Source organism: Pseudomonas sp. P108 (assembly GCF_032613195.1).
Taxonomy (GTDB): domain Bacteria; phylum Pseudomonadota; class Gammaproteobacteria; order Pseudomonadales; family Pseudomonadaceae; genus Aquipseudomonas.
The window spans coordinates 4,635,001-4,651,124 of sequence record NZ_CP126691.1 but is presented as its reverse complement, the minus strand read 5'-3'; the positions used below and the strand labels follow the sequence as shown (position 1 = coordinate 4,651,124).

Below are 16,124 nucleotides of genomic sequence, written 5' to 3'. Positions count from 1 at the left end.
CTCGTATCTGACACACCGCTATCGCGAGCAGGCTCACTCCTACATGGGTTTTGTGTGGTTTCGGGTTACAGCGACAAGCCTTTGAAATGCGCCTGCAAAAACTCCACACACGCGCGCAACTTGCCCGAATGCGCCAGCCGCGTCGGGTACACCGCCCAGACATTGGCGCTCTGGCTGTAATCCTCCAGCACCTGCACCAAGCGTCCTTGTTCCAGTAGCGGCTTCACATCCCACAACGACCGCAACAAAACCCCACGCCCATCCAGCGCCCACTGCAAAACAATCTCGCCGTTGTTGGACGATAACGGCCCGCTGACCCGCACGTTCTCTTGTCCGCCATCGCGATCCAGATTCCAGATACCGAAGGCATTGTCGCGCTCCTTGATCACCAGGCAATCGTGCTGTTGCAACTCGTCGAGCGTTTGCGGCGTACCGCGGCGTTGCAGATAACCCGGGGCGGCACACAGCACGCGCCGGTTGCTGACCAGGCGTCGACCGATGTGCTGGCCGGGCAGGTCATCGCCGACGCGGATCTCCAGATCGAAGCCTTCATTGATGATGTCCACCACCCGGTCAAACAGGTCGAGGCGAATCTCCAGTTCTGGATAACGTTCGGCCAGCAACGACACCGCCGGCGCCACGTGATTGCGACCGAAACCGAAACTGCTGCAAATGTGCAAACGCCCACGCGGGCTGTCGTGGGCGTCGGACAATTCGTCGTGCAGTTGCTGAAAATCATCGAGAATGCGCAACGCCCAGCGCTGCACGCGTTCACCGTCCTCGGTCAGCGAGACGCGACGGCTGGTGCGGTGCAGCAGGCGAGTACCGAGGGTGGTTTCAAGAATCTGGATGCGTTTGCTGACATAGGCCGGTGACAGGCCCAGTTCATCCGCAGCGGCGGCAAAGCCGTTCTTGCGGATCACGGTGAGCAGCACACGCAGGTCTTCGGGCAGGGGCACGGTGTCTTTCTTCTGGGACATGTCAAAACGAACACTGGCGGCAGAAGCCGCCAGCATAGCACCGAGATCTGGCGGCTCGGCTCAGCGCAAAAAGGCCAGTGCTTCGGCGAGCAACAGTTCGGGGACTTCTTCGGCAATGTAGTGGCCGGCGGGCAATGCCTGACCGCTGACGTTGGCCGCCACTTGCTGCCATTCCTCGAGTGGATCGAAACAGCTTCCGACGGTGCCTTCGGCGCCCCACAGCACGCGCAACGGCAGATTCAGGTGGTGCCCGGCAGCGATGTCGGCGCGGTCGTGCGCAAGATCGATGCTGGCGCTGGCGCGATAGTCTTCGCAGATGCCACGGGCGCTGCCGGGTTGTCGCAGGCAGCGCAGGTATTCGCCGAAGGCTTCATCGGTAAACGGCTTGAGTCCGGCGCTGCGGCTGCCCATCACGCTGCGTAAATACGCTTCGGGATCGGCTTCGAGCAAGGTTTCCGGCAGAGGCGCCGGGCGAATCAGGAAGAACCAGTGCCAATACGCACGGGCGAAAGCTTCGTTGGTCTGCGCGTACATCGACAGGGTCGGCGCGATGTCCAGCAGCATCATGCGCTGCACGGCGGCGGGGTGGTCGAGCGCGAGGCGATGGGCGACTCGTGCGCCACGGTCGTGGGCGAGGATCGAAAACTGCTCGAAGCCCAGCGACTGCATCAGTTCGACATTGTCGCGGGCCATTTCGCGTTTCGAGTAATTGACATGCTGCTCATCGGCGACCGGGCGACTGCTGTCACCGTAACCGCGCAGGTCGGCGGCGACCACGGTGAAGTGTTCGGCCAGTTGTCCGGCAATCTTGTGCCAGATCACGTGGGTCTGCGGGTGCCCGTGCAACAGCAGCAGGCCCGGCCCGCTGCCGCCGAGACGGTAGGCGATGTCGACGCCGTTGACATGGCGCTGATCTTTGAGGAATCCGGCAAACATCGGGCTGATCCTTTTTCAGGGTTCTGATTGGATGCATCCTGAAATCGTCCGGCGTTCGCGGCAAGGGGCAAAGCGTGGTGGGCAGGTTCATGAAGTGTGTTGATGAGGCTCGGGTTGCCAGTGCCGGCCCCTTCGCGAGCAAGCTCGCTCCCACAGTAATTTCCGGTGTGACGATTATCTATGCCACCCAACGAAACCCTGTGGGAGCGAGCTTGCTCGCGAAGAGGCCAGTCCAGACACTCAAAATCTCAACCCTGCTGAAACATCTCCATCGCCCGCTGCTTGATCTGCTCTTCAGTCAGATCCTCCTTGCGCGAGGCCAGAAACCACAAATGCCCATACGGATCCTTCAGCGTCCCGCTGCGATCACCGTAAAACTGATCCTTGACCTCGGACACCGAGGTCGCCCCGGCATCCAGTGCTCGTTGAAATGACTTGTCGACATCGGTCACATACAGATGCAATCCAACTGATACGGCTTTATCAGGATTGCTCAAAGGCCCTTGATCGCACGGCGAGCCGAGCATGATCGCGCTGTCGCCAATGCGCAGCTCGGCGTGACCGATGCCGCCGTCAGGCATGGCCAGGCGCATGACTTCGGTGGCGCCGAAGGCTTTTTTATAGAAATCGATGGCTTCGGCGGCTTTGTGGATGCCGAGATACGGGGTAATGCTGTGATACCCCTCGGGAATGGGTTTTACGCTCATGACGTTCTCCCTGAATTGTTGTTCTTTGAGACAGGACTCCACCGGATTTGTGGAAGAGTCACTATAGAACTGTCCTCGCGGTGCAGATTTTTGCCCGACGAGCAGTCAATCCTTGGGAAAGTGCGGTCCCGGTCCCTGTTCGCCCAGCACATCACCCTGATTGCGCAGCGGGCAGGCCTCCATCGACAAACAGCCGCAACCGATGCAGCCATTGAGGCGGTCGCGCAGCAGCGTCAATTGCTCGATCCGCTCATCCAGCTCCCGGCGCCATTGCTGCGAGAGGATTTTCCAGTCGGCCGCGCTGGGCGCACGATCATCCGGGAGAATTTTCAGTGCTTGGCCAATCTCCGCCAGCGGAATCCCCAGCCGCTGCGCGACTTTGATCAACGCCACCCGGCGCAGCACTTCGCGCGGATAACGCCGCTGGTTGCCGGCATTGCGCTGGCTCTTGATCAAACCTTTGGATTCATAAAAGTGCAGGGCGGTGACGGCCACGCCACTGCGTGCTGCGACTTCACCGACGGTGAGCTGCTTGTGCACGGTTTCCTTGGTGATCATTGCAAAAATGCTCTTGACCTTGACTTAACTAGAGGTTTTACCCTGCAGGCCTTCGAGTCGCAAGGCTCGTCTTACGTTGAGTGGGGGTTTTCCATGAACAACCGAAGTTTTACCCAATTGATCGAATTTGAAATCGAACCACGCCAACAACCCGCCCTGGTGACCGCGTTATCGATACAGATCGAGCGCCTGGCCGTGCGTTATGCCGGTTTTGTCAGCGCCAGTGTGCAGGCCAGCGATGACGGCCGGCGTGTGCTGAGTTTTCTCCAATGGCAGTCCCGCGATGCGGGGGAGGCGGCGTTTCGCAGCTTCGAGAGCGGCGAACAGGATTTCTGGCAACTGATTCACACCCATCAGGCGAAAACCATCACCTTCAATTCGTTCCAGGTGCTGAGCAGCATCGCCCGCAGTCACGACGATGCGCTGCACTGCCACCTGGTCGGCTAGATCGACAGCTGGATCAAACGCTCGCCTTGCAGATTTTCCGTGAGTCGCCGCTTGTTCACCGCCAGTTCGCCGATCTTGATCAGTCGCGTGCGGGTGACGTTGCGGCTCAGACCGAGCAACGCGGCGGTGTGCACCTGGTTGTAATGGCAGAAGCGATACGCCGCGCGCAACAAGGCGTCTTCGACTTTTTCGTGTAACGCGCCGGCCTGTTGCGCGAAGAGTTTTTGAAAGGCCTGTTCCAGCAACGCCTCCGGTGAATCATCGGCACTGCTGTGATGATCGTCCGGGCGTTCGATGCGCAGGTTCGACAGGCGCAAGTCATTGCGTTCGATCACGCCATTGCGGCAGATCAGCAAGGTGTGGTGGATGACGTTTTCCAGCTCACGAATATTGCCCGGCCAACTGTAGGCACGCAGTTTGTGCTCGGCGCCGGGGCTGATGCTGACGCGGCCATAACCGAGGCGCTGGCTGTAGGCCTCGATGAAATGGCGCGTGAGCGGGAGGATATCGCCGGGACGCTCACGCAATGGACTCAATTCCAGATTGACCACGTTGAGTCGGTAATACAGATCCTCGCGGAAATGGCCGGCATTGATGGCCTTCTCCAGCTGCACGTTGGTCGCTGCCAGCACCCGCACATCGATGGCAATGCTTTTGCGTGAGCCGAGCCGCACCACTTCGCGCTCCTGCAAAACCCGCAGCAACTTCACCTGAATCGCCATCGGCAGATCGCCGATCTCATCGAGAAACAACGTGCCGCCGTCCGCTTCCTCGAACCATCCGGCCTTGGCGCTCAGTGCGCCGGTGAACGCGCCTTTTTCATGACCGAACAATTCCGCTTCCACCAGCGATTCGGAAAACGCCCCGCAATTGACCGCGATAAACGGCCGATGACGACGGTTGCTGAGGTTATGAATATGCCGCGCTACCAGCTCTTTGCCGGTACCGGTCTCGCCGATGATCAGCACACTCGCTTCACTCGGCGCGACCTGTTGCAAATGCGCGAGCAAGGCCTGGGACTTCGGGTCTTCGAAGACCTGCGCGGTGGCGCGGATCGACGTCGCGAGCGCGGGGGAGGGCGGTAGGGTCAGCAGTTGCATGGGCTCGTCCTTCTTTTTAGTTCAAATGCAGGCAGGTCAGGAATAGAAGGTCGGCACCGGTAGCGACTGATTCAGCGCCCAGTCGCCCAATTCGTGGAGTTTGTAATCCAGCGGGTCGTGCAAAGTTTGCGTGCGCAGGTTGCGCCAGTGACGGTCGAGGCGCAGGGAGGCGTGGGTCGAACGCGCGCCGGTCACTTCGAACAAACGACTGCAAATTTCCAGGCCCTGACGGCTGGCGGCAACTTTGGCGGTGGCAATCGCGGTGGCGACATGGCCGCGCTCTTCGGCGCTGAGATTGGCGCCTTTGGCCCAAGCCTCATCAAGCAACGCCGCCGCGCGTTCGACCAACAGGCGAATGCCTTCCAGCGCCACCCAGAACTCGCCGTAATGCGCGAGCACGTAGGGATCTTCGCGCACATCGCGCGCCGTGGATTTGTGCCAGAGGCGGGTTTCGCTGAGGGTATATTGCCGTGCTTCTTCAAAGGCGCCTTCGGCAATCCCGAGAAACATATGCGTGAAGGTCAGTTGCGCAATCAACGGTCGCAAGCAGGCGAACGGCGTGCTCAGTGGGCCGGGATCGAGCAACAGTTCCGACTCTTCGACGCGCACCCGTTCAAACGTGGCGCTGCCGCTGTCGGTCTGACGCTGGCCGATGTTGTTCCAGTCGTTGTGCAGGGTGATGCCGCTGCGTCCGCTGGGAATCGCCGCGATCAGCAACTTGCCGCCGGCGCTTTCATCCACCGCCGAGGCGATCAGCATTTGTGAGTCGCTGGCGCCGGAACAGAAGCTTTTCTTCCCGGAAAACTCGCGCCAGCCACCGAGGTTCTTGACCACGGTACGGGTGTCGAGCGGGTTCAGTGCGTTGCCCCAGAACCAGTTCTGCCGCGCAGTCTGTTCGAACCACGGCTGCCATTGTTCTGGCCGGGAAAACAGGCGCACGGTGGCGAGCATCAAGTGATGAAAACCGAAAACGTGGGCGATCGAACTGTCGACCTTAGCGAACTCGCGGACGACTTGCAGGGTTTCACTCCAGCTGGCGCCGAGGCCGCCGTAGCGGGTCGGAATACTCAAGGCCAGCAGGCCGCTGTCGCGCAGGGCATCGCGCTCGACTTTCGGTGTGCCGCCACGTTCATCACGCTCGACGGCGGTCAGGGCAAATTCGGCGGCCAGTTGGCGGGCGGTCTGCAGCGGGGATAACAAAGTACTTTGTGGTTTGGCGGTCACACCAACACTCCTGAATTCAAACTGCCCATGTAGGAGCTGCCGCAGCCTGCGGCAGCTCCTACACAAGAGATCCGGTTTACGCCGAGGCTTTTGTGGGCAACACATCATTGGCAATCATTTCACCAAACGGCCCGGTCAGATTCGTCACGCCACGCCCGGCCAGACTGGCGTAAGGCTCCGGCAACAGCGGGAACACCAGCTCGGCAAAGCGGTAAGCCTCTTCCAGATGCGGGTAACCGGAGAAGATGAAACTCTCGATGCCCAGATCCGCGTATTCCTTGATCCGCGCCGCCACTTGCTGCGGATCACCCACCAGCGCCGTACCGGCACCGCCGCGCACCAGACCGACACCGGCCCACAGATTCGGAGCGATCTCGAGGTTGTCGCGACGACCATCGTGCAAGGCCGCCATGCGCCGCTGACCCTCGGAATCGAAACGCGAGAAGGACTTCTGCGCCGCTTCAATGGTCTCGTCGCTGATGTGTTCGATCAGTTTGTCCGCGGCTTTCCAGGCTTCTTCGGCGGTCTCGCGCACGATGACATGCAGGCGAATACCGAACTTGACCTTGCGCCCATGCCGCGCCGCGCGTTCGCGCACATCGGCGAGCTTTTCCGCGACGGCGGCCGGAGGCTCGCCCCAGGTCAGATAGACGTCGACCTGTTCAGCGGCCAGATCATGCGCAGCGTCGGAAGAACCTCCGAAGTACAGAGGCGGATAGGGCTTCTGCACCGGTGGATACAACGCCTTCGCGTTCTGTACCTTCAAATGTTTGCCGTCGAAATCCACCGCCTCGCCTTGCAGCACACGCCGCCAGATTTTCAGAAACTCATCGGTGACTTCATAACGCTCGGCGTGACTGAGGAAACTGCCGTCGCCACGGTTTTCATCCGGATCGCCGCCGGTCACCACGTTGATCAACAAGCGCCCGTTGGACAGGCGATCGAGGGTCGCAGCCATGCGCGCCGAGACTGTCGGCGAGATGATCCCGGGACGGATCGCCACCAGATAACGCAGGCGTTCAGTCAGCGGCACCAGTGCCGAAGCGATCACCCAAGAGTCTTCGCAGGAGCGTCCGGTGGGAATCAACACGCCGTGGTAGCCCAGGCTGTCAGCGGCCTGCGCAACCTGTTTCAGATAATTGAGCGTGACCGGGCGCGCCCCTTGGGTGGTGCCCAGATAGTGGCCATCGCCGTGGGTCGGCAGGAACCAGAAAACATCCATGAACGGCTCCTCAGGCGATTTTCAGCAAGGGTTTGATTTGTGTGGCGAACAGCGGCGCCGCGCGTTCGGCGGCCAGGCGGATGCGCGCCTTCAACAGTTCGCTGGTGATCTGGTAATCGGCGAAGTCGGCTTCGGTGGCGTACACGCCGATCGGCAAGGTCATGGCCTGGAAAAAGCTGAACAGCGGCCGCAGCTGGTGATCGAGCACCAGCGCATGGCGTTCGCTGCCGCCGGTTGCGGCGAGCAGCACCGGTGTGTCGATCAGGGCGTTGAGGTCGATCAGGTCGAACAGATGCTTGAGCAGACCCGGGTAAGAACCGCGATAAACCGGCGCGGCAACGATCAACAGATCGGCCTGTTCAATGGCCTGCAACTCGGCTTCAACCTCGGCACTGAGCTCCTGACGCGATAGCGCACTGCCGAGCGGACGAGCGATATCACCGAGTTCGATCAAATGGCTTTCGATGGTCAGGTGCCCGGCCAGTTCGGCGAGCAAGGCTTGGGTCAGCACCAAGGTACGGGACGGACGCCAGGTGCCGCCGGAGAGGGCGACGACTTTCAGGGGACGCGACATGATCAGTTCCTTTTTTCAACAGTTGCTCAGCGAGCAGTGAATGAGTCACCGGGTCTGAGCAAGCGCTGTACCAATTCCTGTAAGCCCCGGTATACAAGGCGTTGAGCGTTAGCGTGGCGGTCGCGCCTGTGAGCAGCGAGGCGCTTTGTTGAATCGGTGTTGGCTGAGCAACAGTTGCTGGAGCAACAGTGCTCAGCGCATGGATGAAGTTATAAAGGCTGTTTGTTATTCCGTAAAAGAACGTTAATCGATATTTATAGATCGTTCGGAGATATATGCCGGCCCGTGTCGATTTCCTGATAGCCACTATTGAGAGCGTTGATTTCTGCGCGAGCGTGCCCGGGCGTAGCCTTTGTCCATCGACTCCCATTGCTCGCCAGGACGCTCCCATGAATCGTTTACTGACTGTTTCCCTGTTGCTCGCTGTCTCCGTACTCGCCGGTTGTGCCGGACACGTTTCGCCGGAAATGCGCCCCTACACCGATGAGGAATCCCGCGAGTTGGCGATGGAAGCACTGAATCGCAGCGGCTTGTCCTTCGACGAATATCACGCAAAAAAAGCGCAATTGCTCGGTCAGACCCGGTTCGACAAGAAAGCTGAAATGAGTGCCGAACGTGCCGTACAGCTGCACGGTCGTCCTAGCTGAAACCAAACTGTACTGGTAGAAGTTTTACCCAACTGTCCGTGGGCTTGCCGGGCGGTGTGGGATAGGGTCAACACCTGAATGACCCTGATGGATTGCCTGCCATGACCCTCTCGCTTGACCTGCTGTTGGGCTTTGCCCTGTTTGCCCTTGTCACCTCGATTACGCCGGGGCCGAACAACACCATGTTGCTGGCATCGGGGGTGAATTTCGGCTTTAACCGCACCATCCCGCATATGCTCGGAATTACCTGTGGCTTCTTCGTTCTGGTTGTCGCGGTGGGCTTCGGCCTCGGCGCGGTGTTTCAGAACTATCCGATTCTCTATACGGTTCTGCGCTATGTCGGCGCGGCGTATCTGTTGTATCTGGCGTGGAAAATCGCTCACTCGGGACCCGTCGGTGACAGTGCCGAGGGCGAGGCAAAGCCGATCAGCTACCTTGGCGCCGCCGCGTTTCAGTGGGTCAATCCCAAGGCGTGGATCATGGCGATCGGCGCCATCAGCACCTACACGCCGATGCAGGGCTATTTCACCAATGTCGTGGTGATTGCTGCGGTGTTTGCCATCATCAACCTGCCGAGTGTCGGCGTCTGGGCCGCCTGCGGTACGTTGTTGCGCAATGTGCTGAAGGATCCGCGCTGGTTGCGCGTGTTCAACTGGGGCATGGCCGCATTGCTGGTGATTTCGCTGTACCCGTTACTTCTCGAAAGCTTTAGCTGACGCATTGCTTCAACCGCAGGCCGGATGCCTGTTAAGCTCGGCTTCAGGAGCGTTCCTACGCACTTTTAAATGAAGTTGTTCTTCTTTAACGGCATCCGATCAGGTATTGATGACGCTCTCGAACCGACGCGCAGCTCACAAGGCTGCGCCGTACCGTTTGCAGACACGAGCCTCCTGATCCCGGAACACGCTCTGCGAGTCTTTTATGAACACACGTCCGTTGTATTTCGATTACGCCGCCACCACCCCGGTCGACGAGCGGGTCATCCAGGTGATGATCGAGTGTCTGGGGTTTCACGGTAATTTTGGCAACCCGGCTTCCAGCTCCCACGCGTTCGGCCAACAGGCCCGGCAGACGGTAGAGCAAGCCCGTCGGCAGGTTGGCGAGCTGGTCGGCGCCAATGCCGAGCAGATTGTCTGGACCTCCGGTGCCACCGAGTCCAATAACCTCGCCCTCAAAGGCGTGGCGCAGGCCCGCGGGTTTTCCGGCGGCCATATCATCACCAGCCAGATTGAACACAAAGCCATCCTCGATACCGCCCGCCAATTGCAGGACGCCGGCATCGCCGTGACCTATCTGGTGCCGGACGCCGATGGCCTGATCACGCCGCAAGCGGTCAGTGAAGCGATGCGTGAGGACACCTTTCTGGTGTCGCTGATGCTGGTCAACAACGAGTTGGGCACGGTCAACGATGTTCAAGCGATTGGCGAAGTGGTGCGCAGTCGTGAAGCGTTGTTCCACGTCGATGCGGCACAGGGGGCCGGTAAAGTGGCCATCGATCTGGCGCAATGGCCGGTGGATCTGATGTCGTTTTCGGCGCACAAACTTTACGGCCCGAAAGGCATCGGCGCGTTGTATGTCGGCCCACGAGCGCAGCAGCGGTTGCAGGCGCAGATTCACGGCGGTGGTCATGAAGGTGGTTTGCGCTCCGGAACCTTGGCGACGCACCAGATTGCCGGCATGGGCGCGGCGTTTGCCTTGGCCGCCGAGAACTTCGAGGCCGAGAAAAAAATCATCGTCGCACTGCGCGAACGCCTGCTCGAACAATTGCTCAGCCTGCCGGGCGTTAGCCTGAACGGCTGCGCCACTCAGCGCATTCCGCATACTTTGAGCCTTACGTTCGGTGAGGGCGAATTCAACAGCGCGGCGTTGAGTCATTCGATCGCGTTTTCCGCGACCTCGGCCTGCAACTCCGCCAGTAACACGCCATCGCACGTGCTGTTGGCGCTGGGTCATGACGCACATCTGGCCGGTCGCACCATTCGGCTGAGCCTCGGCCGCTTCACCACCGCCGAAGATATCGACAAGGCTGTTCAACTGATCAAGACCGCCTGCGCCAGTGCTCCGGCATTCTGGGCGACAGGGCTTTAAACGAGCCGACCTCACGGCTACGAACAATAACGATGAAGTGATTAGCAGGAGACATGATGAGTACCCAGACCTCGACCGAAGGATCGGTGCCCCAGCGCCTGGCGCACACCCGCGAACTGATGCGCCGCGAAGGCATTCACGCACTGCTGGTGCCGTCCGCCGACCCGCATTTGTCGGAATATCTGCCGGGTTACTGGCAGGGTCGGCAGTGGTTGTCGGGCTTCCATGGTTCGGTCGGGACGTTGATCATTACCGCTGATTTTGCTGGCGTCTGGGCCGACAGTCGTTACTGGGAACAGGCGAGCAAAGAACTCAACGGCAGCGGCATCGAGCTGGTCAAGTTGCAGCCGGGTCAGCCGAGCCCGCTGGACTGGCTAGCCGAGCAGACGCCGGAAGGTGGCGTGGTCGCGGTTGACGGTGCGGTGATGGCCGTGGCCTCGGCGCGTACCCTGAGCAGCAAGCTCGAAGCACGCGGTGCGCGCCTGCGCACCGACATCGATCTGTTGCAGGAAGTCTGGAGCGATCGCCCGAGCCTGCCGAATGCACCGATTTATCAGCATCTGCCACCTCAAGCGACGGTCAGCCGTGGCGAGAAACTCGCCAAACTGCGCGAAACCTTGCAAGAGCGCGGGGCGGACTGGCATTTCATCGCCACTCTCGACGACATTGCCTGGCTGTTCAACCTGCGTGGCGGCGATGTGTCGTTCAACCCGGTGTTTGTTTCGTTTGCGTTGATCGGTCAGCAGCAGGCGACGTTGTTCGTAGCGCTGAGCAAGGTCGACGCAGATTTGCGCGCGGTGCTGGAGACGGATGGTGTAACGCTGCGTGATTACACAGAAGTCGCTGATGCCCTGCGTGCCGTGCCGAGTGGCGCGAGCCTGTTGGTTGACCCGGCGCGAGTGACCAGCGGCTTGCTGGATAACCTCGACAGCGGCGTGAAGCTGGTCGAAGGCTTGAACCCGACCACGTTGGCCAAGTCGCAGAAAAGTGAAGCCGATGCTCAGCACATCCGCCAAGCGATGGAACAGGACGGCGCGGCGCTGTGCGAGTTTTTCGCCTGGCTGGAATCGGCCTGGGGCCGCGAACGCATCACCGAACTGACCATCGACGAGAAGCTCACCGCTGCCCGCGAACGTCGTCCGGATTATGTCTCGCTGAGTTTCAACACCATCGCCGCGTTCAACGCCAACGGCGCCATGCCGCATTACCACGCCACCGAAGAAGAGCATGCGGTGATCGAGGGTGACGGCTTGCTGCTGATCGACTCGGGTGGACAATACCTCGGCGGCACCACGGACATCACGCGGATGGTGCCGGTCGGCACGCCGACTGAAGAGCAGAAACGCGATTGCACGCGTGTGTTGAAGGGCGTGATTGCGCTGTCGCGTGCACAGTTCCCGAAAGGCATTCTCTCGCCGCTGCTGGACGCCATTGCCCGTGCGCCGATCTGGGCCGACAGCGTGGATTACGGTCACGGTACGGGTCACGGCGTTGGCTATTTCCTCAACGTCCATGAAGGCCCGCAAGTGATTGCCTATCAGGCAGCGCCGGCACCGCAGACGGCCATGCAGCCGGGGATGATCACCTCGATCGAACCGGGCACTTACCGTCCGGGTCGTTGGGGCGTGCGTATCGAAAACCTGGCGATGAACCGCGAGGCGGGCAGCAGCGAATTCGGTGAATTTCTCAAGTTTGAAACCTTGACGCTGTGCCCGATCGACACACGTTGCCTGCTGCCGGCGCTGCTGTCGGAGGAAGAGAAACAGTGGTTCAACGCCTACCACGCGCAAGTGCGTGAGCGGTTGAGTCCGTTGCTTGAGGGTGCGGCGCTGGAATGGCTGAACACCCGTACTGCGGCTATCTGATCGGCCGGGATTCAGGCGCTGTGTTCAGCGCCTGAATGATTGCTTAGCCTTGGCGCAAGGCTTCCTCAACAAAGTCGAGCCGATCCTGGCCGAAGAACAGTTGATTGCCGATGAACATGCTGGGTGCCCCGAACACGCCGCGTTTAACTGCGGTCTCGGTGTTGTCCTTGAGTACGGCTTTGACGGATTCGTCACTGCTTAACGCCAGTATTTCCCGTGGATCGAAACCGTGTTTGCTCAGTACGGCGGCAACCGTTTCGGGTTCGTCGAGGCTGCGTCCGTCAACCCACAGTGCTGTGAACAGGCAATTGATAAACGCCTGAAAGCGTTCTGGCTGACGCAACTGGATGCCGGTAACCGCACGCATCAACATCAGTGTGTTGATCGGGAAGTGCGGATTGAATGTCAGCGGCACCCCGTAGCGTTTCGCGTAGCGGTCCAGATCCTCGAACATATACCGACCCTTCGCCGGAATCATCGCCGGCGATGCGTTGCCGGTTGCCTTGAAGACGCCACCGAGCAGCATCGGGATGTAGATCAGTGCACTATTCGTTTCGGCGCAAATCTTCGGTAACTGGGTGTAGGCCAGATAGGTGGCAGGGCTGCCGAGGTCGAAATAGAACTCCACGGTTTTCGTCATTTTCGCGTCTCTGTCGTTATTGTTATGGCAGGGTCTTACCAGCGTTCGTTCCAAGGGCGCAGATCCAGCTCGAACGTCCAGGCATCCCGTGGCTGACTGTGCAGATACCAGTAGTTCTCGGCGATGTGCTCGGGATTGAGGATGCCATCCTGATCTTTCGTGGCGTACTTCTCGGGGAAACTGTTGCGAATGAAATCGGTGTCGATCGCACCATCGACCACCACATGGGCGACGTGGATGTTCATCGGCCCCAGTTCCCGCGCCATGCTTTGCGCCAGCGCGCGGATACCGTGTTTGGCACCAGCGAAAGCGGCGAACCCGGATGCGCCACGAAGTCCTGCGGTGGCACCGGTGAAAAGAATCGTGCCGCGATTGCGCGTGACCATGCGTTTGGCCACTTCACGGGCATTGAGAAAGCCTGAGAAGCAGGCCATTTCCCAGATCTTGAAATATTTGCGAGCGGTTTCTTCAAGAATGCTGCACGGCACGTTGGCGCCAATGTTGAAGACAAAGGCTTCGATCGGACCGAGGCGGGTTTCGATGTCTTCAATCAAGGCGATGACGTCTTCTTCCTTGCGCGCATCGCAGGTAAAGCCATGGGCTTCGCCGCCTTCAGCCTTGATTGCATCCACCAGTGGCTGCAATTTGTCGGCGCTGCGGCGGGTGACGCAGGCGACGAATCCTTCTTTGGCAAAACGCTTGGCAATCGCTCCGCCCGTGGCATCGCCGGCGCCGACAACCAATACGACCTTCTTGTTGTTCATGGGTGAATCCCTTTATTAAACGATCGTTAAGTGAACGAACGTTATGCTAGGATCCGGGCAACGTCAAGGCAGTCGATTCGAGGGCAAACACATGCGTTACTCCGCCAGTCACAAGCTGGAAACCCGGGAAAAACTCTTGCAGAGCAGTGCGTTGTCAGCAAAGCGATCGGGTTTTTCCACGGTGGGCGTCGATGGTTTGATGAAGGCTATCGGGTTGAGTGGGGCGGCGTTCTACAGTCACTTCTCGTCCAAAGATGCGTTGTTCACTGCTATCGTCGAGCGAGAGTTGGGTCAAAGCCTTGAGCGGTTGGGGGGAGAGGGGGCGCAGGATCGTGAACGACTGGAGCGTTGTCTCAAACACTATCTGAGCATGGCCCACGTAGAACAACCTGAGGCCGGTTGTGCGTTACCAGCGCTGGGGGCAGAAATTGCCCGATCGGATGTGCAGGTGCGCGAACAGGCCGAGCTGTGGATTTGTCGCCTCCAGGAGCGTTGGGCACAGATACTGGAGAGCGAGACCCTGGCCTGGTCGGTGCTGTCGCAATGCGTCGGAGCATTGGTGGTGGCGCGCATGTTGGCCACGCCGGACGTTCAGCAAGCGGTGCTGAAGTCCAGCCATGAAGAGATTGGCCGGCAGATTGCCGGGCAGCGCTGATCTATTTACAGATGACAATCATGCTGCGACTGGTGTAACCCGCAGGATTGAGACCGAACGGGTAATCGCCGGGTTCTTCCACGGCGTCACCGGACTTGGCGATGACCTTGTAGCCTTTCGGCAAGCAGGCATTGGCGGCACTGGCGTAGCACTTGTCCCAGGAGGACGATAGCCCTGAACAGTTGATGTGCAGCCCTTTTTTCCCGCGTTTTACCTGAGTTTCCGAAGTCGCCGCACAACCCGCAACAGCCAGTATGGCGATCAGTATCAAAATTCGTTTCATTACCGTCCTTATAGCGGCCACGAGTCTAACGCTCGGGTTTGCCTGTGTTCGCGTGCGCTCTAAGCTTTTTGAAATCCCTGTCCGAAAAAATCCATGTCTGGCATTGGGTTACGGGTCTAAACATGGCCTAAATGTGCGCCAATTGCCAGACCTTCGTCAAAACCTCTTTCAATCAGCCGCGATTGCGGGTTTCGCAGCACTGCCCATCGTCATGGTTGCGCCGACGGACGCCAGAATAATGCACAGGATCGCCATCCATTGTGACAGCGTGAGGAATTCATGCAGAAACAACAGTCCTGATAACGCGCCGAAGGCCGGTTCGATACTCATCAATGTGCCAAAGGTGCGTGCCGGCATCCGGGTCAGGGCGACCATCTCCAGCGTGTAAGGCAGGGCGGTGGACAGAATGGCGACACCAATGGCAATCGGGATCAACGAGGGGGTCAAAAGGGCTGCACCAGCATGCACGATGCCGATAGGAGCGACGAACAACGCCGCGATCATCACCCCCAACGCTGCAGTCGTGATTCCGTTATCGGCGCCGGCCTTCTGGCCGAACAGAATATATAGCGCCCAGCAAGCACCCGCTCCCAGCGCATACCCGGCGCCCATCAGGTCGATTCCAGCACTGGTCGCGCCTGTTGGAATCAGCAACATCAAGCCGACAGCGGCCAAGGCGATCCAGACAAAGTCGATGGCACGGCGGGAAGCATAGATGGCGACGGCCAGTGGCCCGGTAAATTCGAGTGCGACGGCAATACCCAGCGGAACCGTGCGCAATGACATATAGAAGAGGAAGTTCATTCCGCCCAATGCCATCCCGTAGACGATGACCGTGCGCAGCGATTTGGCCGTGAGCGTGGCTCGCCAGGGACGCAGGATTAACAGCATGATCACGCTGGCAAAGATCAGGCGCAGTGTGGTGGTTCCCTGAGCGCCGACGATGGGAAACATGCTTTTGGCCAGTGAAGCACCGGACTGGATCGACGCCATGGCTATTAATAGCAGGCCAACCGGGAACAACATTGAGGCAAGAGAGCGTGGCTGGTCATTCATTGCGTGGCATCGTCCGAGGTAAGAACAAGGTTTTGTTTTGTTATTGGGCAATATACTGCGCATTCGTTGCGGTTACGTCTATATAGAGAAGGCTTTTTCCCAGCATCGATAGAAAACTGAAATTAACGGTTGACGGCAGATTTGAGATGTCTATAATTCGCCCCACTTCCGGCGCAGTCGAAACGGAAAACTCCTTGAGATTCAATGAGTTATGTAGGTTTCGGCAGCAGGTTGCTTCAGTTCATCGAAGCCAGAAGGAAGTTGAAAAAGAGGTGTTGACAGCAGCGTGTAACGCTGTAGAATTCGCCTCCCGCTGACGAGAGATCGGAAGCGCAAGTGGTTGAAGTTGTTGAAGAATTCTTCGAAAACTTCTGAAAA

General features: G+C 59.2%; 18 protein-coding genes. 6 read left to right on the top strand and 12 right to left on the bottom strand.

Annotated features, from left to right (window positions below; all coding sequences use genetic code 11):
- Positions 1–65: 65 nt before the first annotated feature.
- The 4 genes from QOM10_RS20360 to soxR all read right to left on the bottom strand — a co-directional run bounded on the left by QOM10_RS20360 (position 66) and on the right by soxR (position 3,181).
- Positions 66–1,016 carry a LysR substrate-binding domain-containing protein gene (locus tag QOM10_RS20360; protein ID WP_316916855.1) on the bottom strand — a complete coding sequence of 317 codons (951 nt, stop codon included), beginning with the start codon at positions 1,014–1,016 and terminating at the stop codon, positions 66–68.
- A 24-nt stretch (positions 1,017–1,040) separates the two neighbouring features.
- Complete coding sequence (locus tag QOM10_RS20355) at positions 1,041–1,916, bottom strand: alpha/beta fold hydrolase (RefSeq protein ID WP_316916854.1); 876 nt, start codon at positions 1,914–1,916, stop codon at positions 1,041–1,043.
- Between the two features lie 248 nt (positions 1,917–2,164).
- Positions 2,165–2,623 (bottom strand): VOC family protein, encoded by a 459-nt coding sequence (locus QOM10_RS20350; RefSeq protein WP_127929182.1) that lies wholly within the window; start codon positions 2,621–2,623, stop codon positions 2,165–2,167.
- A 105-nt stretch (positions 2,624–2,728) separates the two neighbouring features.
- On the bottom strand, positions 2,729–3,181 hold the full coding sequence (gene soxR / locus QOM10_RS20345) for a redox-sensitive transcriptional activator SoxR (RefSeq protein ID WP_127929181.1): 453 nt from the start codon (positions 3,179–3,181) through the stop codon (positions 2,729–2,731).
- A 93-nt stretch (positions 3,182–3,274) separates the two neighbouring features.
- Between soxR and QOM10_RS20340 the strand changes: the two genes are divergently transcribed.
- Positions 3,275–3,628 carry an antibiotic biosynthesis monooxygenase gene (locus QOM10_RS20340; RefSeq protein WP_316916853.1) on the top strand — a complete coding sequence of 118 codons (354 nt, stop codon included), beginning with the start codon at positions 3,275–3,277 and terminating at the stop codon, positions 3,626–3,628.
- On the opposite strand, the gene QOM10_RS20335 is transcribed toward QOM10_RS20340, so the two are convergent.
- The 4 genes from QOM10_RS20335 to msuE all read right to left on the bottom strand — a co-directional run bounded on the left by QOM10_RS20335 (position 3,625) and on the right by msuE (position 7,748).
- Positions 3,625–4,728 (bottom strand): sigma-54 dependent transcriptional regulator, encoded by a 1,104-nt coding sequence (locus QOM10_RS20335; RefSeq protein WP_316916852.1) that lies wholly within the window; start codon positions 4,726–4,728, stop codon positions 3,625–3,627. The genes QOM10_RS20340 and QOM10_RS20335 overlap by 4 nt on opposite strands.
- A 36-nt stretch (positions 4,729–4,764) precedes the next feature.
- Complete coding sequence (locus tag QOM10_RS20330) at positions 4,765–5,952, bottom strand: acyl-CoA dehydrogenase family protein (protein WP_127929178.1); 1,188 nt, start codon at positions 5,950–5,952, stop codon at positions 4,765–4,767.
- A gap of 76 nt (positions 5,953–6,028) precedes the next feature.
- Entirely contained in the window at positions 6,029–7,174 is a 1,146-nt protein-coding gene (ssuD, locus tag QOM10_RS20325; RefSeq protein ID WP_007949711.1) for an FMNH2-dependent alkanesulfonate monooxygenase, read from the bottom strand.
- Between the two features lie 10 nt (positions 7,175–7,184).
- Positions 7,185–7,748, bottom strand: a complete 564-nt coding sequence (gene msuE, locus QOM10_RS20320; protein ID WP_038364098.1) for an FMN reductase — start codon at positions 7,746–7,748, stop codon at positions 7,185–7,187.
- 389 nt (positions 7,749–8,137) lie between these two features.
- On the opposite strand from msuE, the gene QOM10_RS20315 reads away from it, so the two are divergent.
- The 4 genes from QOM10_RS20315 (at position 8,138) to QOM10_RS20300 (ending at position 12,348) form a co-directional block, all read left to right on the top strand.
- On the top strand, positions 8,138–8,395 hold the full coding sequence (locus QOM10_RS20315) for a hypothetical protein (RefSeq protein WP_160041241.1): 258 nt from the start codon (positions 8,138–8,140) through the stop codon (positions 8,393–8,395).
- Positions 8,396–8,496: 101 nt separating this feature from the next.
- Positions 8,497–9,111, top strand: a complete 615-nt coding sequence (locus QOM10_RS20310; RefSeq protein ID WP_095113070.1) for a LysE family translocator — start codon at positions 8,497–8,499, stop codon at positions 9,109–9,111.
- A gap of 205 nt (positions 9,112–9,316) precedes the next feature.
- Entirely contained in the window at positions 9,317–10,483 is a 1,167-nt protein-coding gene (locus QOM10_RS20305) for an aminotransferase class V-fold PLP-dependent enzyme (RefSeq protein WP_316916851.1), read from the top strand.
- A 56-nt stretch (positions 10,484–10,539) separates the two neighbouring features.
- Positions 10,540–12,348 carry an aminopeptidase P family protein gene (locus QOM10_RS20300; RefSeq protein WP_316916850.1) on the top strand — a complete coding sequence of 603 codons (1,809 nt, stop codon included), beginning with the start codon at positions 10,540–10,542 and terminating at the stop codon, positions 12,346–12,348.
- A gap of 43 nt (positions 12,349–12,391) precedes the next feature.
- On the opposite strand, the gene QOM10_RS20295 is transcribed toward QOM10_RS20300, so the two are convergent.
- On the bottom strand, positions 12,392–12,988 hold the full coding sequence (locus tag QOM10_RS20295; protein WP_127929175.1) for a 2-hydroxychromene-2-carboxylate isomerase: 597 nt from the start codon (positions 12,986–12,988) through the stop codon (positions 12,392–12,394).
- Positions 12,989–13,023: 35 nt separating this feature from the next.
- Positions 13,024–13,752 (bottom strand): SDR family oxidoreductase, encoded by a 729-nt coding sequence (locus tag QOM10_RS20290; RefSeq protein ID WP_316916849.1) that lies wholly within the window; start codon positions 13,750–13,752, stop codon positions 13,024–13,026.
- A 91-nt stretch (positions 13,753–13,843) separates the two neighbouring features.
- Between QOM10_RS20290 and QOM10_RS20285 the strand changes: the two genes are divergently transcribed.
- On the top strand, positions 13,844–14,407 hold the full coding sequence (locus QOM10_RS20285) for a TetR/AcrR family transcriptional regulator (protein ID WP_150750756.1): 564 nt from the start codon (positions 13,844–13,846) through the stop codon (positions 14,405–14,407).
- 1 nt (position 14,408) lies between these two features.
- On the opposite strand, the gene QOM10_RS20280 is transcribed toward QOM10_RS20285, so the two are convergent.
- Complete coding sequence (locus tag QOM10_RS20280; RefSeq protein ID WP_007917561.1) at positions 14,409–14,690, bottom strand: hypothetical protein; 282 nt, start codon at positions 14,688–14,690, stop codon at positions 14,409–14,411.
- 168 nt (positions 14,691–14,858) lie between these two features.
- Positions 14,859–15,746: a threonine/homoserine exporter RhtA gene (gene rhtA, locus QOM10_RS20275; protein WP_316916848.1), complete on the bottom strand. Its 888-nt coding sequence runs from the start codon at positions 15,744–15,746 to the stop codon at positions 14,859–14,861.
- Positions 15,747–16,124: the final 378 nt, after the last annotated feature.

Bases quoted from the DNA above. Each gene is read 5' to 3' on its own strand.
- QOM10_RS20280 (WP_007917561.1), bottom strand. From the start codon at position 14,690: ATGAAACGAATTTTGATACTGATCGCCATACTGGCTGTTGCGGGTTGT.
- ssuD (WP_007949711.1), bottom strand. From the start codon at position 7,174: ATGGATGTTTTCTGGTTCCTGCCGACCCACGGCGATGGCCACTATCTG.
- QOM10_RS20300 (WP_316916850.1), top strand. From the start codon at position 10,540: ATGAGTACCCAGACCTCGACCGAAGGATCGGTGCCCCAGCGCCTGGCG.
- QOM10_RS20360 (WP_316916855.1), bottom strand. From the start codon at position 1,016: ATGCTGGCGGCTTCTGCCGCCAGTGTTCGTTTTGACATGTCCCAGAAG.
- QOM10_RS20335 (WP_316916852.1), bottom strand. From the start codon at position 4,728: ATGCAACTGCTGACCCTACCGCCCTCCCCCGCGCTCGCGACGTCGATC.
- QOM10_RS20295 (WP_127929175.1), bottom strand. From the start codon at position 12,988: ATGACGAAAACCGTGGAGTTCTATTTCGACCTCGGCAGCCCTGCCACC.
- QOM10_RS20350 (WP_127929182.1), bottom strand. From the start codon at position 2,623: ATGAGCGTAAAACCCATTCCCGAGGGGTATCACAGCATTACCCCGTAT.
- QOM10_RS20315 (WP_160041241.1), top strand. From the start codon at position 8,138: ATGAATCGTTTACTGACTGTTTCCCTGTTGCTCGCTGTCTCCGTACTC.
- QOM10_RS20305 (WP_316916851.1), top strand. From the start codon at position 9,317: ATGAACACACGTCCGTTGTATTTCGATTACGCCGCCACCACCCCGGTC.
- QOM10_RS20285 (WP_150750756.1), top strand. From the start codon at position 13,844: ATGCGTTACTCCGCCAGTCACAAGCTGGAAACCCGGGAAAAACTCTTG.
- rhtA (WP_316916848.1), bottom strand. From the start codon at position 15,746: ATGAATGACCAGCCACGCTCTCTTGCCTCAATGTTGTTCCCGGTTGGC.
- QOM10_RS20355 (WP_316916854.1), bottom strand. From the start codon at position 1,916: ATGTTTGCCGGATTCCTCAAAGATCAGCGCCATGTCAACGGCGTCGAC.
- QOM10_RS20340 (WP_316916853.1), top strand. From the start codon at position 3,275: ATGAACAACCGAAGTTTTACCCAATTGATCGAATTTGAAATCGAACCA.
- QOM10_RS20290 (WP_316916849.1), bottom strand. From the start codon at position 13,752: ATGAACAACAAGAAGGTCGTATTGGTTGTCGGCGCCGGCGATGCCACG.
- msuE (WP_038364098.1), bottom strand. From the start codon at position 7,748: ATGTCGCGTCCCCTGAAAGTCGTCGCCCTCTCCGGCGGCACCTGGCGT.
- QOM10_RS20310 (WP_095113070.1), top strand. From the start codon at position 8,497: ATGACCCTCTCGCTTGACCTGCTGTTGGGCTTTGCCCTGTTTGCCCTT.
- soxR (WP_127929181.1), bottom strand. From the start codon at position 3,181: ATGATCACCAAGGAAACCGTGCACAAGCAGCTCACCGTCGGTGAAGTC.